The organism is Vibrio sp. SG41-7 (assembly GCF_014164465.1).
Lineage (GTDB): Bacteria > Pseudomonadota > Gammaproteobacteria > Enterobacterales > Vibrionaceae > Vibrio > Vibrio splendidus.
In genome coordinates, this window is sequence record NZ_JACJFF010000108.1 from 1 (window position 1) to 16,428 (window position 16,428).

General features: G+C 44.4%; 18 protein-coding genes. 12 read left to right on the plus strand and 6 right to left on the minus strand.

The features are described from left to right. Positions 1 to 159: 159 nt before the first annotated feature. The 6 genes from H5300_RS20715 to H5300_RS20740 form a co-directional block, all read right to left on the minus strand. Positions 160 to 561, minus strand: a complete 402-nt coding sequence (locus tag H5300_RS20715) for a hypothetical protein (protein WP_182796754.1) — start codon at positions 559 to 561, stop codon at positions 160 to 162. A 99-nt stretch (positions 562 to 660) separates the two neighbouring features. Beyond that, entirely contained in the window at positions 661 to 1,464 is an 804-nt protein-coding gene (locus H5300_RS20720) for a hypothetical protein (protein WP_182796755.1), read from the minus strand. A 113-nt stretch (positions 1,465 to 1,577) separates the two neighbouring features. Beyond that, the gene (locus tag H5300_RS20725; RefSeq protein ID WP_182796756.1) at positions 1,578 to 3,785 is read right to left on the minus strand and encodes a DNA topoisomerase 3; all 2,208 of its coding nucleotides are present in this window, start codon (positions 3,783 to 3,785) and stop codon (positions 1,578 to 1,580) included. Then, the gene (locus H5300_RS20730) at positions 3,786 to 4,088 is read right to left on the minus strand and encodes a hypothetical protein (protein ID WP_052481500.1); all 303 of its coding nucleotides are present in this window, start codon (positions 4,086 to 4,088) and stop codon (positions 3,786 to 3,788) included. After that, entirely contained in the window at positions 4,070 to 4,906 is an 837-nt protein-coding gene (locus H5300_RS20735) for a hypothetical protein (protein ID WP_182796757.1), read from the minus strand. Before H5300_RS20735 ends, H5300_RS20730 begins: the two co-directional genes overlap by 19 nt. Beyond that, a complete protein-coding gene (locus tag H5300_RS20740) occupies positions 4,848 to 5,087 on the minus strand; it encodes a hypothetical protein (RefSeq protein ID WP_074189596.1) in 240 nt (79 codons plus the stop codon). The genes H5300_RS20735 and H5300_RS20740 overlap by 59 nt, the downstream gene beginning before the upstream one ends. A 163-nt stretch (positions 5,088 to 5,250) precedes the next feature. Between H5300_RS20740 and mobH the strand changes: the two genes are divergently transcribed. The 12 genes from mobH (at position 5,251) to traA (ending at position 16,393) form a co-directional block, all read left to right on the plus strand. Beyond that, on the plus strand, positions 5,251 to 8,325 hold the full coding sequence (mobH, locus tag H5300_RS20745; RefSeq protein ID WP_182796758.1) for a MobH family relaxase: 3,075 nt from the start codon (positions 5,251 to 5,253) through the stop codon (positions 8,323 to 8,325). A 6-nt stretch (positions 8,326 to 8,331) separates the two neighbouring features. Further along, entirely contained in the window at positions 8,332 to 10,200 is a 1,869-nt protein-coding gene (gene traD, locus H5300_RS20750) for a conjugative transfer system coupling protein TraD (protein WP_182796759.1), read from the plus strand. Positions 10,201 to 10,209: 9 nt separating this feature from the next. After that, a complete protein-coding gene (locus H5300_RS20755; RefSeq protein ID WP_182796760.1) occupies positions 10,210 to 10,794 on the plus strand; it encodes a hypothetical protein in 585 nt (194 codons plus the stop codon). Next, a complete protein-coding gene (locus H5300_RS20760; RefSeq protein ID WP_182796761.1) occupies positions 10,751 to 11,380 on the plus strand; it encodes a DUF4400 domain-containing protein in 630 nt (209 codons plus the stop codon). Before H5300_RS20755 ends, H5300_RS20760 begins: the two co-directional genes overlap by 44 nt. Before the next feature lie 16 nt (positions 11,381 to 11,396). Next, entirely contained in the window at positions 11,397 to 11,798 is a 402-nt protein-coding gene (locus tag H5300_RS20765) for a hypothetical protein (protein WP_014386708.1), read from the plus strand. A 168-nt stretch (positions 11,799 to 11,966) separates the two neighbouring features. Next, positions 11,967 to 12,110 (plus strand): hypothetical protein, encoded by a 144-nt coding sequence (locus H5300_RS20770; RefSeq protein WP_153274586.1) that lies wholly within the window; start codon positions 11,967 to 11,969, stop codon positions 12,108 to 12,110. Between the two features lie 157 nt (positions 12,111 to 12,267). Then, positions 12,268 to 12,549, plus strand: a complete 282-nt coding sequence (traL, locus tag H5300_RS20775; protein WP_053309172.1) for a type IV conjugative transfer system protein TraL — start codon at positions 12,268 to 12,270, stop codon at positions 12,547 to 12,549. Further along, positions 12,546 to 13,175 (plus strand): TraE/TraK family type IV conjugative transfer system protein, encoded by a 630-nt coding sequence (locus tag H5300_RS20780; RefSeq protein WP_053309173.1) that lies wholly within the window; start codon positions 12,546 to 12,548, stop codon positions 13,173 to 13,175. The genes traL and H5300_RS20780 overlap by 4 nt, the downstream gene beginning before the upstream one ends. Next, positions 13,165 to 14,112 carry a type-F conjugative transfer system secretin TraK gene (locus tag H5300_RS20785; protein WP_104975123.1) on the plus strand — a complete coding sequence of 316 codons (948 nt, stop codon included), beginning with the start codon at positions 13,165 to 13,167 and terminating at the stop codon, positions 14,110 to 14,112. The genes H5300_RS20780 and H5300_RS20785 overlap by 11 nt, the downstream gene beginning before the upstream one ends. A 3-nt stretch (positions 14,113 to 14,115) precedes the next feature. Next, positions 14,116 to 15,462 carry a TraB/VirB10 family protein gene (locus tag H5300_RS20790; RefSeq protein WP_182796762.1) on the plus strand — a complete coding sequence of 449 codons (1,347 nt, stop codon included), beginning with the start codon at positions 14,116 to 14,118 and terminating at the stop codon, positions 15,460 to 15,462. Further along, positions 15,462 to 16,004: a type IV conjugative transfer system lipoprotein TraV gene (traV, locus tag H5300_RS20795; RefSeq protein WP_182796763.1), complete on the plus strand. Its 543-nt coding sequence runs from the start codon at positions 15,462 to 15,464 to the stop codon at positions 16,002 to 16,004. Before H5300_RS20790 ends, traV begins: the two co-directional genes overlap by 1 nt. A 14-nt stretch (positions 16,005 to 16,018) precedes the next feature. Further along, positions 16,019 to 16,393: a TrbC/VirB2 family protein gene (gene traA, locus H5300_RS20800; RefSeq protein ID WP_182796764.1), complete on the plus strand. Its 375-nt coding sequence runs from the start codon at positions 16,019 to 16,021 to the stop codon at positions 16,391 to 16,393. Positions 16,394 to 16,428 lie beyond the last annotated feature (35 nt).

Genomic DNA, 16,428 nt, shown 5'->3' on the forward strand with positions numbered 1-16,428 from the left:
AATAATGCATCCATACCCTGATAAGCGATTTGACGGTATGACTCGAGGTAGGAGCCGGATGCGTTAGTAGCGCACGTCCGGATCTGTGCGGGGGGTGGCAGGTGACTGCCATTCCTACCGCGACCAGGCAGGAACCAGTGTAATTAATCCTACTTTTGATTAAAGTAATCTTGCATTACCGATTATAGAACCATCAGATAATTCGGTAATGCTACCAGCCCAGTCTTCATAACTGCCATCGGCTTTCTTAAACGAACCAAAACAAGAAGTTGTACCATTCTCAGCTTGCAGACGTTTCTTATGGACACTAACTACTTTGCCTTTAGTCTTTGAGTTTATCCAGTAATCGAAACTTGCACTATCACACGATGGACCGGAATGAGCGTAATTTGCATACGTGGTACCACCTGCGTATACAGCCAGAATAAGGCCGAGTAAACAAACCACCTTCAATCCAGCATTCAGTTTCAAATTCAGTTCTACCCAATCTCTACTTTTAACCACTTTTTTAATTTCGACTGTTTCGGTTTTCTCATCAGTGGTTTTTAGTTGTTCCGCCATAAACATACCCTCTTAATTTCATAGAAACCAGTTAACTAAGATACCGCCTCTCAGCGTCCCCTTAAACCCTAACCAATACAGTACCCCGGTACATTTAGATTACACTATAACTATTTCGGCCCCAGGTGTTTGATTGCCAACTTTTGGCCTTTGGCAAGAAAGCGACAAGTTTATTTCTACTGCTGTTTTTATTTTTGAACCTTGAAGGCGAGATATATCGAGCTGATTAGAAAGTGTTGTTTTCTTTTTTATAGTCGGCATTCCTCTACTTAAAATGGAACTATTATAGAAGAAATCACTTACAGCATTATTTTCTAAGACATAACTAATGGAGGGAGAGTCTATAAAATTCCTATATAGTATAAATTTAGGGACGTTAACGCTGTATTTCGTTTTTCCACTATGTCTAACAATTGAATTAACTACTCTTTTGGGTAAAAAATGCGTGTTATATATTAGGCTTCGAACTTCAAAATTATCATAGCCTAACGAGTGTAATTTTTTACATTCAGCCTTCAGGAGCTTCTTAATTTCGAATTCATATAGCTCTAGGTAACACCTTGTTGATTTATTTAATATTCCTAAAAATAACTTTTCAACTCGTTTTACTTTACATTGTTTGTACAATGGCAGTGCTACAGCAACCCCTAAAGAACTCTTATTTGATAATGCGTTCACAGGGAAATTGTTGTCGATTCTTGGTTTTTTGTATCTATCTACGCTATTCATGAAATCTGTCGTTGGAGTGGTTATTCCTCTACACTTTTCCTGTTTGAATTTAGCTAAGCTATATAAATAAAGGCTATTAATCACTCTTTGCCTATCATTATCCATCCAGCCTAGATTAAGATACAGGGTGTGGTGTTTGAAAGCAGCTTTGGCATGTTCTCGGTTATGATACATAATGGACCCTTAAAAATTTAAAATGCTAAATATCACTCTGTTTAATGGATGTTCTAGTGTCAGTGAGCCTATTTGATTATCAGTTATATACTGGGGCCGAAGCCCCGAGAAGTTTAGTCAAATAACTCTTCCAGAGATTTTTTCTTCCGAGAGTATGGCATCGTCGATTTACAATCAGGATACCCAGTGCAACCCCAAAAAGAGCTAGCTCGCTTTTTACCTGGAGCCTTGCCTTTACGTAGGCGCATTGGCTTGCCGCAGTCAGGACAATTAGGACAACCCTCAGTAGCAATACGCTTTTCTGGTTTCCCACGATTGTCAGGAAAAGTCTTTTTACATGTCTCGTTCTGACAACCCCAAAAAAAGCCATTTTTCCCTTTCAGTCGCTTCAACTTACCACCACAATTGAAACAATCATGAGTAGGACCTTCCGCATTCTTGAAAGCCTTAGCTAAGATGCCTTCTGGTTGAGTTAGGGTTGGAGAATTCTGTTTGAGTTGTTGGATCATTTGAACAATCCAACATGATATTTGCTGCATAAAGACGGACATGTTTCCGTTCCCTGTCGCTATCTTCTCCAGTTCCTGTTCCCAAGCCGCCGTCATACCTGGGCTTTTAATCGCTGCTGGTACGACAGCAATAAGTGCGTGAGCTTTATCCGTGGCGATAAGGAGTTTTTTCTTTCTCTGCAAGTACCCTTTATCTACCGCACCCTGAATAATGCCTGCACGGGTAGCTGGGGTGCCGAGGCCAGCGGTGTCTTTTAGGATTTTCTTGAACTTTTCTTCTGTGACAAAGCGAGCAATGTTTTCCATCGCGCTTAGTAGTGTGGCTTCGGTGAAATGAGGTGATGGCCGAGTCATTTTGTCAGTGATTACCGAATCATTGATCAACGCTGGTTCACCCTGGCTAACTTTCGGTAATTTCTCTTGCTCTTTTGGTCCATCAAGATCATCGCCTTCATCTTGAGGGGATGATTCTGCATCGTTGTTGAATAGTACTTTCCAACCTTGACGTAAAGGTGTTTTGCCGTTGGCCGTGAACGAATGATTGCCGCATTGAACATCAATTGTAGTTTTGTTGAATTCAAAAGGACTGTAGAACTGGGCGATGAAGAAACGACGAATTGCATCGTACAGATTGAACTCTTTTTCGTTCATGGCACTTATGTTGGTTTTGGCCGGAGTTGGAATGATGGCATGGTGAGCGGTGATTTTTTTGTCATTGAACGCTCTTGATGACCTCGATTGGTCTGCTCCAGCCACGAGACCTGAAACACGCTGATCCGAAAGAATCAGAGCTTGCAGAATATCGGGGATATCCTCTTTCTGTGATTCTGGCAGGTATCTGCAATCTGTACGGGGGTAGGTGGTTGCTTTGTGTTTTTCGTACAAAGCTTGTGCTGCATCAAGTGTTTCTTGCGCACTGTACCCCCAACGTTTGGCCGCGTATTGCTGTAAACTAGTCAAATCAAATGGAAGAGGAGCTGACTCCTTGCCAGCTTTTGTTTCAGCCTTACTTATAAGTGCTTGCGCTCCTTTTACTTGAGCGGCTACTTGCTCTGCATAGGCTTTGTTTGTACATCGACCTTGATCGTCAGAGCACTCTTCTGGCGGCACCCAGTGAGCAAGGAATTGACCGTTTTGAACAGATACACCGACGTCCATCGTCCAGAACGGTGATGGTTTGAAGTTGGCTATTTCACTGTCTCGCTGGCACACAAGGGCGACCGTGGGGGTGATTACTCGTCCTATATGGAGCGTTTGCCCGAAGCCAACCTCTCTTGCAAGTACTGTATAACAGCGAGACATGTTCATACCCACTACCCAGTCAGCTCGCTGGCGAGATAGGGATGCGTAATAAAGGGGTATCGTCTCCTTGCCATCTTTGATGTTTCGAAGTGCTTTTCTGATACTGCTTTCATCAAGAGCAGTTAAACAAACTCGTTTTACGGGGCCTTGGTATCGGAATCTATCGAGTAGGGAACGAGCGATCGCTTCGCCTTCTCTGTCATAGTCAGTCGAGATATAAACTGTGCTGGCTTTTTTCACCAGCTGCTCGATCACTTTATATTGCTTGGAAGAGCTACGCCTCACCTTGCTACGCCATGATTCAGGAGAAATAGGCAGTGTTTCAAGGGACCATGCTTTATATTTCTCGTCATAGTCATCGGGCATATAGAGTTCTAATAGATGACCAAGAGCCCAGGTTATTGCCCGGCCACTTCCATCATGAATAAAACCGTCGCCGTGCTGAGTTACTCCCATCACAGCTGCGAGGTCTTTTGCTTGGGATGGCTTCTCACAAATGTACAGATCCATTTAAGCGCACTCCTTTGGTTTGAGCGCGATGTCTTGAATACCGTTTTGCTGCGTAGAAAGGTTGGTCAGCTGTTTCCAGTTTTCGGAGGCATCGGCTATTAAGGGGGATTTCTCTGTGCCAGCAATAAAAGCTAGGTTGGCAGAGATAACGACTGCTGCTTCTTCCGGAGTGCCACGTTGTCCGGCCTCAACCAGCATGATGTTCAGCTCATCAAAGAGCTCAGCCTTAGCTTGAAGAACGAGAAGCTCTTCTTCCGTCAACTGAGTATGTGATGAGCTGGTGGTTACTTTATGGCTTTGCATGGGTTTACCACTGTAAATGGGCGAGTAGAACTGCGAACGATCTTGCGCTGTTCATTCGTCATTTTTTGTGATGTGCAAAATTTCGTCCAAGCGGTGAGATAATCTTGGTAAGTGTGTTGTGGCGGATTGCACTGACCAACCAGATCGCTTGGGATACTGCCTGTTTCGCCTTTTTCTTTCTCGATGAACTGCCAATCGCGTTCATCCATGCCATTACCGCTATCACAGAAACGCTCCCAGCGTGATAGTTCGTATAAGGAGTACCCTTTGCCTTTCACACCAGAAGAAAGTTTTTTGTATGCGGAAATGGCATCTTCCATGTTGGAACCATTTTTATCCTTCTGCTGTTTTATCAATGCGCTTTCATTATTCGCGCCGAGACTACTTGGACCTAATACATGGATGTAATCGGGTTTGCGAAATGCTGCTCCACCCAGTCCTAAATCTTCATAAGAAACATTGAGACCACGATCTACACGATCTTGCTTCTTATGTGCTTCGATATCAGCACTGCCACGATTTTCAGCAATATTCAAAAGGAAGTTATAGGCATCGACATCATCATCAGACGCAAGCAGTTTGTCAGCCTTCGCTTCGTAGATAGGAAGGTTCTCTTGAATCCATTGATCTGTCGGTTGCTGAGGAATGCCGTAGCGTTGGTGCAATTCTGCGTTTGTTGGTGGGATATCTTTGGTTGAGGAACACCCAGCCAAAATAGCTAACCCTACAAGTACTACTAATTGATTTTTAATCATCTGCTTACCCATTGAATTGTTGCTCCAACCATTGTGCATCAATGGTGTCGATTGTCCTGCCATCACTGTTGCTTAAAAGCTTGCGAGTAATGACTGTTGTCCAGTTATTAACAAGAGACATGTCAGACTGAGCCTGATGCAAAGCCTCTTTGTCTCCCTGCATGTTGTTAGCGGTTACTGCCTGTGCTTGGCGCTTTAAAGCATCAAGTGCCAAATAGGCAGCATCGGGCAATGTTCTTTCCATACAACTCTCCTGATACCAAATAATGATGCTGTGTATTTTATCTGGTCACTCAATCATCTCTGACGCCTCAAACTGCCCAAAATGGACAGGAGGGGAGATATGAGAAGACAAAAGGGTCTGCGAGCATATACGCACGGAAAAAGCGCAGGTAAATAAGAACCAGATGATAAGTAGTGCCTTTAAAAAATTATTTGGTGGGCGCGGTGAGAAAAAAGTAGAGGTAGTGGCTTCCCAGATTAGGGATTTAGCTGACGAAGAGATACCTCGATACCCGCCGTTTGCCAAAGGGCTACCAATGGCCCCAGTCGATAAAGTGTTGCAGACACAGAACGAACTTATTCAAAAAATCAGGAGCACTTTAGGTTTTACTCAAGAAGAGTACGACCGTTTAGTCATGCCTGTAATTGGCCGTTACGCGGCGTTTGTTCATTTATTACCAGCATCCGAAGCTCATCATCATCGGGGAGCTGGTGGATTGTTTCGTCATGGGCTGGAGGTTGCCTTTTGGGCAACACAGGCATCTGAGTCAGTTATTTTCTCAATTTCAGGCTCCCCTCGTGAACGAAGAAACAATGAGCCGCGATGGCGTTTGGCTTGTTGTTTTTCAGGGTTATTGCATGACGTTGGTAAGCCATTGTCTGATGTTGTGATCACAAACAGCGATGGTAGTAAAACGTGGAACCCATATTCAGAAACTCTGGTTGACTGGGCTAAGCGCCATAATGTGAGTCGTTACTTTCTTCGTTGGAGAGATAGAGAACACAAACGGCACGAGCAATTTTCGCTGCTGACCGTCGAACGAATTTTGACTCCAGAGGCTTTGGAGTTTCTAGCTGATCCCGGCAAAGACATTGTTGAATCCATGCTACAGGCAATATCAGGTCTTAGAATCAATGATCCGGTAACAAAGTTAATGCTTAAAGCTGATGGTGAAAGTGTTTCTCGTGACCTCAAACAGAATCGCCTAGATGTCGATGAGTTTGCTTACGGTGTTCCTGTTGAGCGTTATGTATTTGATGCTTTACGTCGATTGGTTAAAACGGGCAAATGGAAAGTCAATGAGCCTGGCGCGAAGGTGTGGCATTTACATCAGGGTGTGTTCATTACATGGAAGCAGGGAGCCAGTGATATTTATGACTTGTTAACGGAAGATAAAATTCCTGGCATTCCTCGTGATCCAGATACCTTGGCTGATATTTTAATTGAGCGTGGTTTTGCTCTGAAAAACGTATTACCAGAGCATGGCAAAGATGTTTTCTATCGTTATTGGGAAGTGATCCCTGAATTACCTCAAGAAGGGGAAGAGGTCACAGGGAAAATCAAAATGCAGATGCTGCGTCTTGAATCGTCGGAGTTGGTTTTTACCACTGAACCGCCTGCGGCCATCGCGGGTGAAGTTATTGGCGATGAGGACGAACAGGAACTTGATGCCAGTGAGCTTGATGACGATACATCGGAAGATGGAGATGAGAACTCTGATTCGCTCACCGCTACACCAGAGCCTATTGGTTCTCTTGATGATGGATTCGAAATTCCAGATTTTATGGCAGCACAGCCCTCAACGGACTCTCAATCATCGGAACCGAAAGGTGGCACTTCCACCGATACCAAAACAAGCAAGAATGACGATAAAGCTGATGCCCCAAAAGAACCATCAGCACAAGAAATCGCTCAAACCGCAGCACCATTAGCATTAGACGATCCATTGAAAGGGCTGAAAGATGCTGGTGGGGCATTAGGAGTTTTCGATTTTCCATTCGACGCATTTGGGCTCAATACCGAGCCTGATACAACACAAAAAGACAAAGCTGAAATGTCAAATGTTCCAACAGAACAAAGCGAAGAGGACACATCTTTACCCGGCATAGACAACATTCGCTCGGGCAAGAAGCGTCAGCCTAAAGCATCCGAAAACACGGCAGCATCCTTGTCACCGAATGAGTTTTTTGGCCCTGAACCGAGCGCAATATTTGATGCCCCACCAATGCCGCCAGAGGATATGTTTGCACCAATAGATGCTGTCCCTTTGGATGCCTATAACTACTCCCATGAGATGGAAGAGCGTGAAGAGTTTGTTCCAACAGAACATTTCCAAGATGCAGAGACATATTCTTCTAGCCAGCAGGATAAATCGAGTGATGTTGATGTGCGTGGTCATTTGGAGAATGTTCTAAGTGGATACGGCGCGGCAGAAAGCATTTTAAAAGAAGCCATTATTCCTGTGCTGGATGGACACAAAACATTAGGTGAAGTGCTTTGCTTTATGAAGAAAAAAGCAGTGATCCTTTATCCAGAAGGTGCCCGAGCGCTTGGGGCTCCAGCCGAAGTCTTGAACACGTTATTTGACGCTGGCGCTATCGTGCCTGACCCCGTTCATCCAAACCGGAAGGTTCATGATTTTAGTGGCATTAAAGGGTTGTTACTTTCTTCTGATATCTCAGATGTTATCAAAGCTGCGATAGAACAAGCTGAGAAAGACTTTGACCCAATTCGTGAAGTTAGTGCGCTAAATGATAAACGCCAATCTGGCAAGAAAGCTGAAAAGGCACACTCAGAAAAGAAGGTTAAGAGCCAGCAAACCAACCAATCTACGCCGAAAAAGCCTAAACCTGCAATGGATATTTCGGCATTACTGCCCGGAGAGCAAACAGGTGGCCGCTCATCTGAGAATAAAAGAATCGCACAACAAACGGCACAAGGTAAGAAGGGCACAGCAGCTAAAACTCAAACCGAACAGCACAAAAATGAGAGTGAAAACAGTGCTTCTAATGAGGAAAAGCAAAATGTGTCACGTTTACCTAAGCGCCAAAAACCAAAGACAACGGTAAATAAACCACCAAAAGAAACGCGGCCAGTGAGTCTGGATTTCGATTCTGATTTAGAACTGCCAATGACAAAAGTGGTCGGGCAAATAGATCTAGAAGACGAGGAACCTAAAAAGCCTCAGAAGGCGAAAGAAATTAGTGATGAGGACTTTTTACCTCCTCAGTCTGACATTGATGCAGAGGAGGCAATTAGGCTTCTGAAAGAAATGATAAAAAACCAAAAAGGACGATGGTTAGTCGGTCCGGTCATTAAGGAGGATGGGTGTTTGGTAACAAGCGATAAGGCTCTGGAGAAAGTAACTGGTGAGTGTACGAATCTTAGCAAATCTATGCTGAGAGCATTACTCGCTAGTGGGCAACGACGCCCAAGAATGACTATTTGCCAGGGGAATTTAAGGTTAGAGGTGGAGTAAAGATAGATGAGCATGGATTATGACCCACTTGGGTATGAAATGCCGTGGAGGCCAAATTTTGAAGGTCGTGCAGCGCTAGGGTGGGCAGCTGCCAGCGGTGTGGCCTTGACGGTTAATCAAATGGCAGAGTCAATGCCTCCGGAACCGTTTTATTGGATGACTGGTATTTGTGGTGTTATGGCAATGTCCCGAATCCCAAAAGCCATGATGTTACATCGTCTCCAGAAGCATCTATTTGGTCGTGAACTGGAATTTATCTCTTTAAAAGAGCTAGAAAAAATGATGGCTGGCTCAGAAGATGATATGTGGCTTGGTCATGGTTTTGTATGGGAAAAGCGTCATGCTCAGCGTGTATTTGAAATCATCAAACGTGACTGGCACACCTTTACTGCTCAAGAGCCTTTAATCAAGAAGACGGTTCGCGTCCTTAAAGGCAAAAAGAAAGAAGATCCAATGGGGCAAACATGGATTCACGGTGTTGAACCAAAAGAAGAGAAGTTGATGCAACCGTTGAAGCATACAGAAGGCCACACGCTTATTGTAGGTACAACAGGTTCAGGCAAGACTCGTATGTTCGACATTATGATCACGCAAGCTATCTTGCGCAATGAAGCAGTGATCATTATCGACCCTAAGGGTGATAAAGAAATGAGGGACAATGCAAGGAGAGCTTGCGAAGCTATTGGCCATCCAGAGCGATTTGTTTCCTTTCACCCTGCGTTCCCAGATGAATCCGTGCGATTGGACCCTTTACGTAACTTTAGCCGTGTGACGGAGATTGCGAGCCGTTTGGCCGCGTTGATACCTTCGGAGGCAGGTGCAGATCCATTCAAATCATTTGGTTGGCAAGCACTGAACAATATCGCTCAAGGTCTTGTACTGACTTATGAACGTCCTAGCATTGTTCTGTTGAAACGATTTTTGGAAGGTGGTGCCGCAGGTCTGGTTATCAAAGCCGTACAGGCTTATTCAGCACGAGTTATGGAAGACTGGGAATCAAAAGCAGCACCATATTTGGAAAAAGTGAAAAATGGCAATAGAGAAAAGCAAGCCTTTGCCATGATGAAGTTCTACCAAGATGTTATTCAACCAGAGTTCCCTCACTCAGATTTGGAAGGCTTATTGTCGATGTTCCAACATGACTCGGCACACTTCGGGAAAATGGTTGCTTCACTGCTTCCTATCATGAACATGCTTACCTCGGGTGATTTAGGAAAGATGCTGTCTCCCGATTCAAGCGATGTCGATGATACCAGGCCAATAAGTGACTCAGCCAAAATAATAAACAATGGCATGGTTGCATACATTGGTCTGGATAGTTTGACCGACAGTATGGTTGGTTCTGCAATCGGCTCTCTTTTCTTATCTGACTTAACAGCTGTTGCTGGTGATAGATACAACTTTGGTGTCAACAATAAGCCCGTCAATATCTTTGTGGACGAAGCCGCAGAGGTGATCAATGACCCATTCATTCAGCTTCTCAACAAAGGTCGTGGCGCGAAACTTCGACTATTTGTTGCAACACAAACATTCGCTGACTTTGCCGCTCGGATGGGGAGTAAAGATAAAGCACTACAGGTTCTGGGAAACATTAACAACACATTCTCATTGCGTGTAATTGATCCTGAAACACAAAAGTTCATTACAGACAACTTACCGAAAACACGTTTGAACTACGTCATGAGAACGCAGGGCCAAAATACGGACGGTGAGCAGCCGATTATGCATGGGGGCAACCAAGGGGAACGGCTTATGGAAGAAGAAGCTGAATTGTTCTCTACGCAACTCCTGGGGATGCTGCCCAACCTTGAGTACATAGCCAAAATCTCTGGGGGGAAGATAGTCAAGGGACGGCTACCTATCTTGACATCTTAATGGCGAAATATGAGTGAGAATAAGTATAAAAATTATGAGGTTACTAGAGTGGTTGATGTGAATCCGAACAAGAAAGTACTAAGCGTGATCCGAAAGCGTGATCGAAAAAATGCACACACACTGGCACTGCTGTTTTTTGATTGGCCTGCAACCAATGATGTGATTGAGCAACTATGTTGTTTCATCACTGATGGGATCAAATCGGAGAAAGAGCCAGTGATTTATCCGATTTTGGAAGAGGCATTAGATAAATATAGCGGTGTAGTGTTCCATGCGAACAAACGTAAGTACGAGGACCCGGTAAGACTAGGGGTTTTCTTGGAAACCATCATCACTGAAACAGCCAAAGCGCTAGAAATTGAGATTGAAGATTCACTAGGTAACAAGTGGTCTGTGGAGAAAGGTGAGCCTTTTTCTCACTGGCTTGCAGACCATAAAGGTGAATTATTCATTGTTCCACATCAACATCAGAATGAATGCAAACTTCGCAAGGCTTTGTATCAGTTAGTCGCTAGCGAAAGTGTAAAAACAGTATTAAGGAGAACCAATTATGAAGAAGCCGTTGTGGCTGGTCGCTTGGTTGCTAGTCATTGAGGTCTTGGTGATTCTTTTGCTAGTACCTGGTGATTGGACAGATAAAACAATTCAGCGTGAATCAGAGCTGGTGGAGCAGAACTTAGGCTATGAAGCTAGACAGTGGATTAGTGATACAGCTGGGGACTGGTACAAAACTAGTGTGCTTGATTCTGGCTTTTATGCTGCTATGTATCACACGTTAATTCCAACAGAAGAGGAACGTAGAAAGTCGAAAGGAATGGAGAATATGGGCCAAGCATGGTTCGTTTGGGTGGAGGGGCGAATTGAAGCCTTTACCAATGTAATTTACCAGTTCTACACGCGGTTAGCACTTTTGTCCTCATGGGCACCGTATCTGCTCATCTTGTTCATCCCGGCTGTTTATGACGGTTTGATTAGTTGGAAGATCAAACGAACCAACTTTGACTATGCGAGCCCTGTTGTCCACCGATATAGCATTCGAGGAACGTTCTTCCTAAGCATGGGGCTGTTTATTACCTTTTTTGCTCCCATAGCTCTAAATCCAATTGTAATCCCCGCTGTGATGATGCTCTGTTGTGTGTTGTTGGGACTTGCATTCGGCAATTTACAAAAACGAGTTTAACCAAAGGATATTCAATATGAAAAAGACTGCGCTAACAATCATTGCTGCATTCATGCTTGCAGGTCCAGCAGTGGCGAAGACAGATAAACCCTATACGGAGGAAGTGGAAACTTTCTTTGAGACCTTCGAACTGATGTGTGAAAGTTGCGCCGAAGTTTCGGAGTTTATGGTTCAGACACTAGAAGAGAAGTGCGATCAACCGATAACTATAGAAAATATTCAGAATGTAACGAAAACACACCCTCTCTATGCATTTCTTCTGGCTATGGGGAACATGAACCCAGATGGAAAACCTCTTAGCTTTCAGTCTGCCGCTGACAACGTGGACTGTAACGATGGAATGAAGTGGGTAGAAAAGACTCAAAGCGCGATGAAAGCAGCATATCAAGAGCAGAAGAAGCAAGCGCAAAACGGATAAGTCACATTTCATTGCAAAGGCGGCCATTTATTGGCCGCTTTTTTGTGCCACTCACTTTCACATGTGAAAGTCTTAATGCTTCCCAAATGGACAAATACAGCGCTGTGAAATGAGCACGAGATCAGGTGAGAATAAAGAAAAATTAAATAGCAATCAGTTGGAGGTTATATGTCTTCTCATACTCATACAGCAAATAGCTCTGAACGCTCTGGAGCCTCATGGGGCGTAGGGCAAATTATCCTTTGGCAGTTAATCTTTGCCGTAGGTTTCTTTTTTGGTATTCAGTATGGCGATCTTGTTCGCTTGTTTTAACCTCTCACATTACCCGCTCTAAAAACGGCTTTATGCCGTTTCTCTCTTTATAAGACCACTTTTCGCCCAAGTTGCCCAAAAAGGGCGTTAGCCCGTGGCGTGTTTGTTGAAAAAATCTTCCAGAATTGGCGACATTGGAAATTGGAAGAGATATGGAATGAAGCCCGTCAAAATCCCCCGTCGAGTAGACGAACCGCCGCACATGCTGCTCTGGAGTGCAGATGAGCTGGCTCCTATGCTTCTTGGCCTTGTCATCGGAGTGATGATGGGCAAAGCCTTGATTTTTTTCTTAATCGGCTTGGCCGTGACCAATTTATATCGTCGATTTCGTGATAACCACCCTGATGGCTACATGCTTCACATGCTGTATTGGGGAGGATTCATCGCAACGAAAGCAAAATCTTTGAAAAACCCATTTATCCGGAGGTATTTCCCTTGAATTTAAAGGCGTATTTAAAAACCTGGGAGGGCACTCAGGCTGAAAATAAATGGGGGCGAATCTTCGTCCTCGGGCTGATCTTCACCGTCTTACTGCTAGCAGTGAAGTTGTTTAGCAAAGAAACCATTGTGACCGTTCAGCCTTGGACTTTGAATGAAGAAGCTTGGGTATCACAGGAAAATGCCTCTCAGTCATACAAAGAAGCATGGGGATGGGCTCTTGGAACGCTGATGGGTAACGTAACTCCCGGCAACGTTAGCTTCATCAAAGAGCGTATGGAGCCAATTCTAGCTCCAGCTATTTATCAGGAGTTCATTGATGCGCTTGAAATTCAGGCGCAAGAGATTCAGGCAGATCGAATTACTATGCGTTTTGAGCCTCGTTTTGTCGAATACGAAGAAACGACTGACAAGGTTTTTGTCTATGGACATTCTTTTGTTAAAGGTGCTGCGTTTGACGCAAAAGAGAAACGTACAGATAGAACATACGAGTTTGAGCTCCGTGTGTCGAACTATATGCCAGTCCTTGATTATATGACCACCTATGAAGGTCGTCCTCGAACGAAGAGTGTTTTAGACAAATTAGAACGTAAAGAAGAGAGCCGGAGAAAGCGTAATGAAGGTTAATTCAATTGTTTTGGCGCTTTCAATTGCGCTTGGTGTTTCAAGTGCAGTGAATGCATCAGATGAAATACCAGTTGTTCCTGTCAGTGTTATGAAGAACAACGTTCCAGCCCCCGTAATCCCTGATTCAGTAGCCAAACAAAGAGCTACAACTACTCAGGCCAATAGCTCGAATTTGGCTGGTGGTTACACTGAAAACTCACAACTGGTTATGGAGCCTGGGGTTAATCAGATCATCCCTATTGCTATCGGTCATCCCAACCGAATCGTTACTCCATTTGGTAAGCCGGAAGTGACGTCAACATCCTTACAGCCGGGGCAAAATAAAGGTGAATGTGGGGAAATATGCATCAAAGAGAATGTTATCTATGTGGCTACGGCCAAAGAATACCCAGTAACCATGTTCATTACAGAAAAGGGCTCAGAAGCTCGTGCGCTGAGTTTAACAATGGTTCCTCAAAGAATCCCACCTCGTGAAGTGTTTTTGAAGCTCGACAATAACAGCTTAATACCTGGCATGTTTGCAAACAACAAAGCTAAAAGCTGGGAGCAAAGTCAGCCATATATCGAAACACTTCGAACAGTATTCAGAAAACTGGCTCTTGGTGAAATCCCTAATGGCTACTCCATGAATCGAACTCCAAGCAATGTTCAATTACCTCAGTGTGCGCAGCCTGGTATTTCAGTCAATTTTGCAAATGGACAAATGATGATGGGGCATCATTTGACTGTATTTGTAGGTATTGCTCGAAACGTCACAAGTGAACCTATTGAGTTCAAAGAGCAATCTTGCGGAAACTGGAGTGTTGCTGGTGTGACTTCATGGCCGCATAAGGTTCTTGAGCCAGGTCAGAAAACCGAAGTGTACGTGGCAGTAAAACAGCGAGAGAAAACCGAATCGGCTACTCGTCGTCCTTCACTGTTGAGCGGAGGAATGTAAACGATGATTAATATGAATTGGTGGAACGAGCTCGATCCAAACAAAAAACGTTGGGTTGCTGTTGCAGGTGGTGTTTTCGTTCTGTTTGTGGCTGTGAGTCTTTTTTCTGATGAAGGTACAAGTGACTCCAGCAATAAAAGTCGTAAAGAAACCATCCGTCACGTATTAACTGACAAGGGTACTCGTGAAGCGGGTATGGATGCATTGGTTGGCAACCTTAAAACAACGAAAGCTGAGCAAGAGCAGCTGCGACGTGAACTGGACAAAGTAAAACGTGAACTGGAAAACACTAAGTCGAAGGCTGGTGCATCAGTTGATATAGGTAAGGAACTCGAACAGCTGAAACGCGATGTTAAGGAGCTTTCCCAAGAAAATAGAAACTTAGCGCGAGATTTAGAAAAAGCTCAGAAAGACGCTGAAAAACGTTCAGGGAAGCTAACAGCTGGTGGCGTTGGAACTGGTTCGACAGAGGAACAGGGCGCTCAACCAGCTGGTAGATACTCCTCTACCGAAAAGCTTGATTATAAGGACCCTAATGAGTTCTTTAAGAAAGCCCCACTACCTGCTGATCACAGTAAGCCAACGGGTAAGGAGTCGGATAGATCTGGTAAACCTACCTCTCAACCTGGTATTCGAATTGTTAACTACACAGAGTACAACGAAGCAGAAGAGAAAGCGGCAGAAGAGCAGGAGGACCAAGACAACTCTATCTACTTACCTGCGGGTTCAATTCTAACTGGTGTAACGATCACTGGTATGGATGCTCCTACCGCAAAGGGAGCAAGAAAAGACCCTTTCCCAGCAACAATTCGACTCCAGAAGGAAGCTATTTTACCTAACCGATTCAGAGCCGATGTTCGTGAGTGTTTCTTGATTGTATCCGGTTACGGCGATCTGAGCTCAGAAAGGGCATACCTACGAGGTGAGGTTATTTCCTGTGTTCGTGATGATGGCGGTGTAATTGAGTCTCGCTTGGACGGATATGCAGTAGGTGAAGATGGTAAAGCAGGTGTACGTGGCCGTTTAGTGTCTAAACAAGGCGCAATGATAGCCAAATCTTTGACGGCTGGTTTCTTGAGTGGCTTTGCTCAAGCGCTTGATACAAACCCAGTTCCTGTTATCAACACTAATCCAACAGACACACCTGTATACCAACAAGTGTTCAATGAAAATACTTTGCAGAGTGGTATATCAAAAGGCGCATCAAGTGCGATGGAGATGGTTGCTCAGTTTTATCTTGATATGGCTGAGGGAATGTTCCCTGTAATAGAGGTCGATGCAGGTCGTCAAATTGACGTAATTATCACCAAGGGGCAGCAACTCAAACTTAAATCGCAGGGGACAAAATAATGACGAAAAAAACACAAAAGCTGACCAGAAAGGGCAGTTTCACAGGGGGCTTTCCAATAGGGAAACCCATAAAATCTACAGTGTCGATGATTTTGGGCAGCGCTTTATTACTATCAGGCTGTACCTCAATCGGCAGTGATGAGTATAGCTGTTCAGGTATTCCTGATGGTGTTCAGTGTATGTCAGCGCGAGATGTCTATGCGGCGACAAACGATGGCAATATCCCACGCTCTGTAAAGCCTGGAGAAGAGCCAGTTTCAGGAGAGATAGCCAACTCATCATCGACGGGAGATTCAGTGATAGACAATTACGTCACACCGCGCCTCCCGAATCGTCCGGTGCCTATTCGTACTCCAGCACAGGTCATGCGTATATGGGTAGCCCCTTGGGAGGATACCAACGGTGATTTGATTGTTACTGGGTATGTTTACACCGAAATAGAACCGCGCAAGTGGGTCATTGGGGAAGGGACTCAACAAGATGTACCTATGCTCAAACCCTTGCAAACGATAAAACCCAAAGCTAATTCGGAAACTAAATAGGAGAACTTAGCAAAATGAAGGTCACATCCACATCAAACAATAAAGTCAACCTTTTGTTCTGGGTGGCGTTGGCTCTGGTGATCAGTTTTATGTTTGCCAATCAAGCCTACGCTGGTACAGGCGGTACAGAATTTGATGATATCTGGACCACCATTACAGACTGGACTCAAGGTACGCTTGGTCGAATCATCGCAGGTGCAATGATCTTGGTAGGCATCGTTGGTGGCATCGCTCGTCAAAGCTTGATGGCATTTGCGATGGGTATCGGCGGCGGTGTCGGTTTATACAACAGCCCTACCGTTGTTGAGTCTATCATGACTGCAACTCTTGAAACTGCTGACAAAGTTGCCCCTGTTGTAATTCAGCTAAGCAACGGATTAGGTATGTGATTCTATACCTAATAGTACTTACAAAGTATTTGACA

Bases quoted from the DNA above. Each gene is read 5' to 3' on its own strand.
- H5300_RS20735 (WP_182796757.1), bottom strand. From the start codon at position 4,906: ATGGCAGGACAATCGACACCATTGATGCACAATGGTTGGAGCAACAAT.
- H5300_RS20740 (WP_074189596.1), bottom strand. From the start codon at position 5,087: ATGGAAAGAACATTGCCCGATGCTGCCTATTTGGCACTTGATGCTTTA.
- H5300_RS20715 (WP_182796754.1), bottom strand. From the start codon at position 561: ATGGCGGAACAACTAAAAACCACTGATGAGAAAACCGAAACAGTCGAA.
- H5300_RS20765 (WP_014386708.1), top strand. From the start codon at position 11,397: ATGAAAAAGACTGCGCTAACAATCATTGCTGCATTCATGCTTGCAGGT.
- H5300_RS20755 (WP_182796760.1), top strand. From the start codon at position 10,210: ATGAGTGAGAATAAGTATAAAAATTATGAGGTTACTAGAGTGGTTGAT.
- traD (WP_182796759.1), top strand. From the start codon at position 8,332: ATGAGCATGGATTATGACCCACTTGGGTATGAAATGCCGTGGAGGCCA.
- mobH (WP_182796758.1), top strand. From the start codon at position 5,251: ATGATAAGTAGTGCCTTTAAAAAATTATTTGGTGGGCGCGGTGAGAAA.
- H5300_RS20790 (WP_182796762.1), top strand. From the start codon at position 14,116: ATGATTAATATGAATTGGTGGAACGAGCTCGATCCAAACAAAAAACGT.
- traA (WP_182796764.1), top strand. From the start codon at position 16,019: ATGAAGGTCACATCCACATCAAACAATAAAGTCAACCTTTTGTTCTGG.
- H5300_RS20760 (WP_182796761.1), top strand. From the start codon at position 10,751: ATGAAGAAGCCGTTGTGGCTGGTCGCTTGGTTGCTAGTCATTGAGGTC.
- H5300_RS20720 (WP_182796755.1), bottom strand. From the start codon at position 1,464: ATGTATCATAACCGAGAACATGCCAAAGCTGCTTTCAAACACCACACC.
- H5300_RS20725 (WP_182796756.1), bottom strand. From the start codon at position 3,785: ATGGATCTGTACATTTGTGAGAAGCCATCCCAAGCAAAAGACCTCGCA.
- H5300_RS20770 (WP_153274586.1), top strand. From the start codon at position 11,967: ATGTCTTCTCATACTCATACAGCAAATAGCTCTGAACGCTCTGGAGCC.
- H5300_RS20785 (WP_104975123.1), top strand. From the start codon at position 13,165: ATGAAGGTTAATTCAATTGTTTTGGCGCTTTCAATTGCGCTTGGTGTT.
- traV (WP_182796763.1), top strand. From the start codon at position 15,462: ATGACGAAAAAAACACAAAAGCTGACCAGAAAGGGCAGTTTCACAGGG.
- H5300_RS20730 (WP_052481500.1), bottom strand. From the start codon at position 4,088: ATGCAAAGCCATAAAGTAACCACCAGCTCATCACATACTCAGTTGACG.
- traL (WP_053309172.1), top strand. From the start codon at position 12,268: ATGAAGCCCGTCAAAATCCCCCGTCGAGTAGACGAACCGCCGCACATG.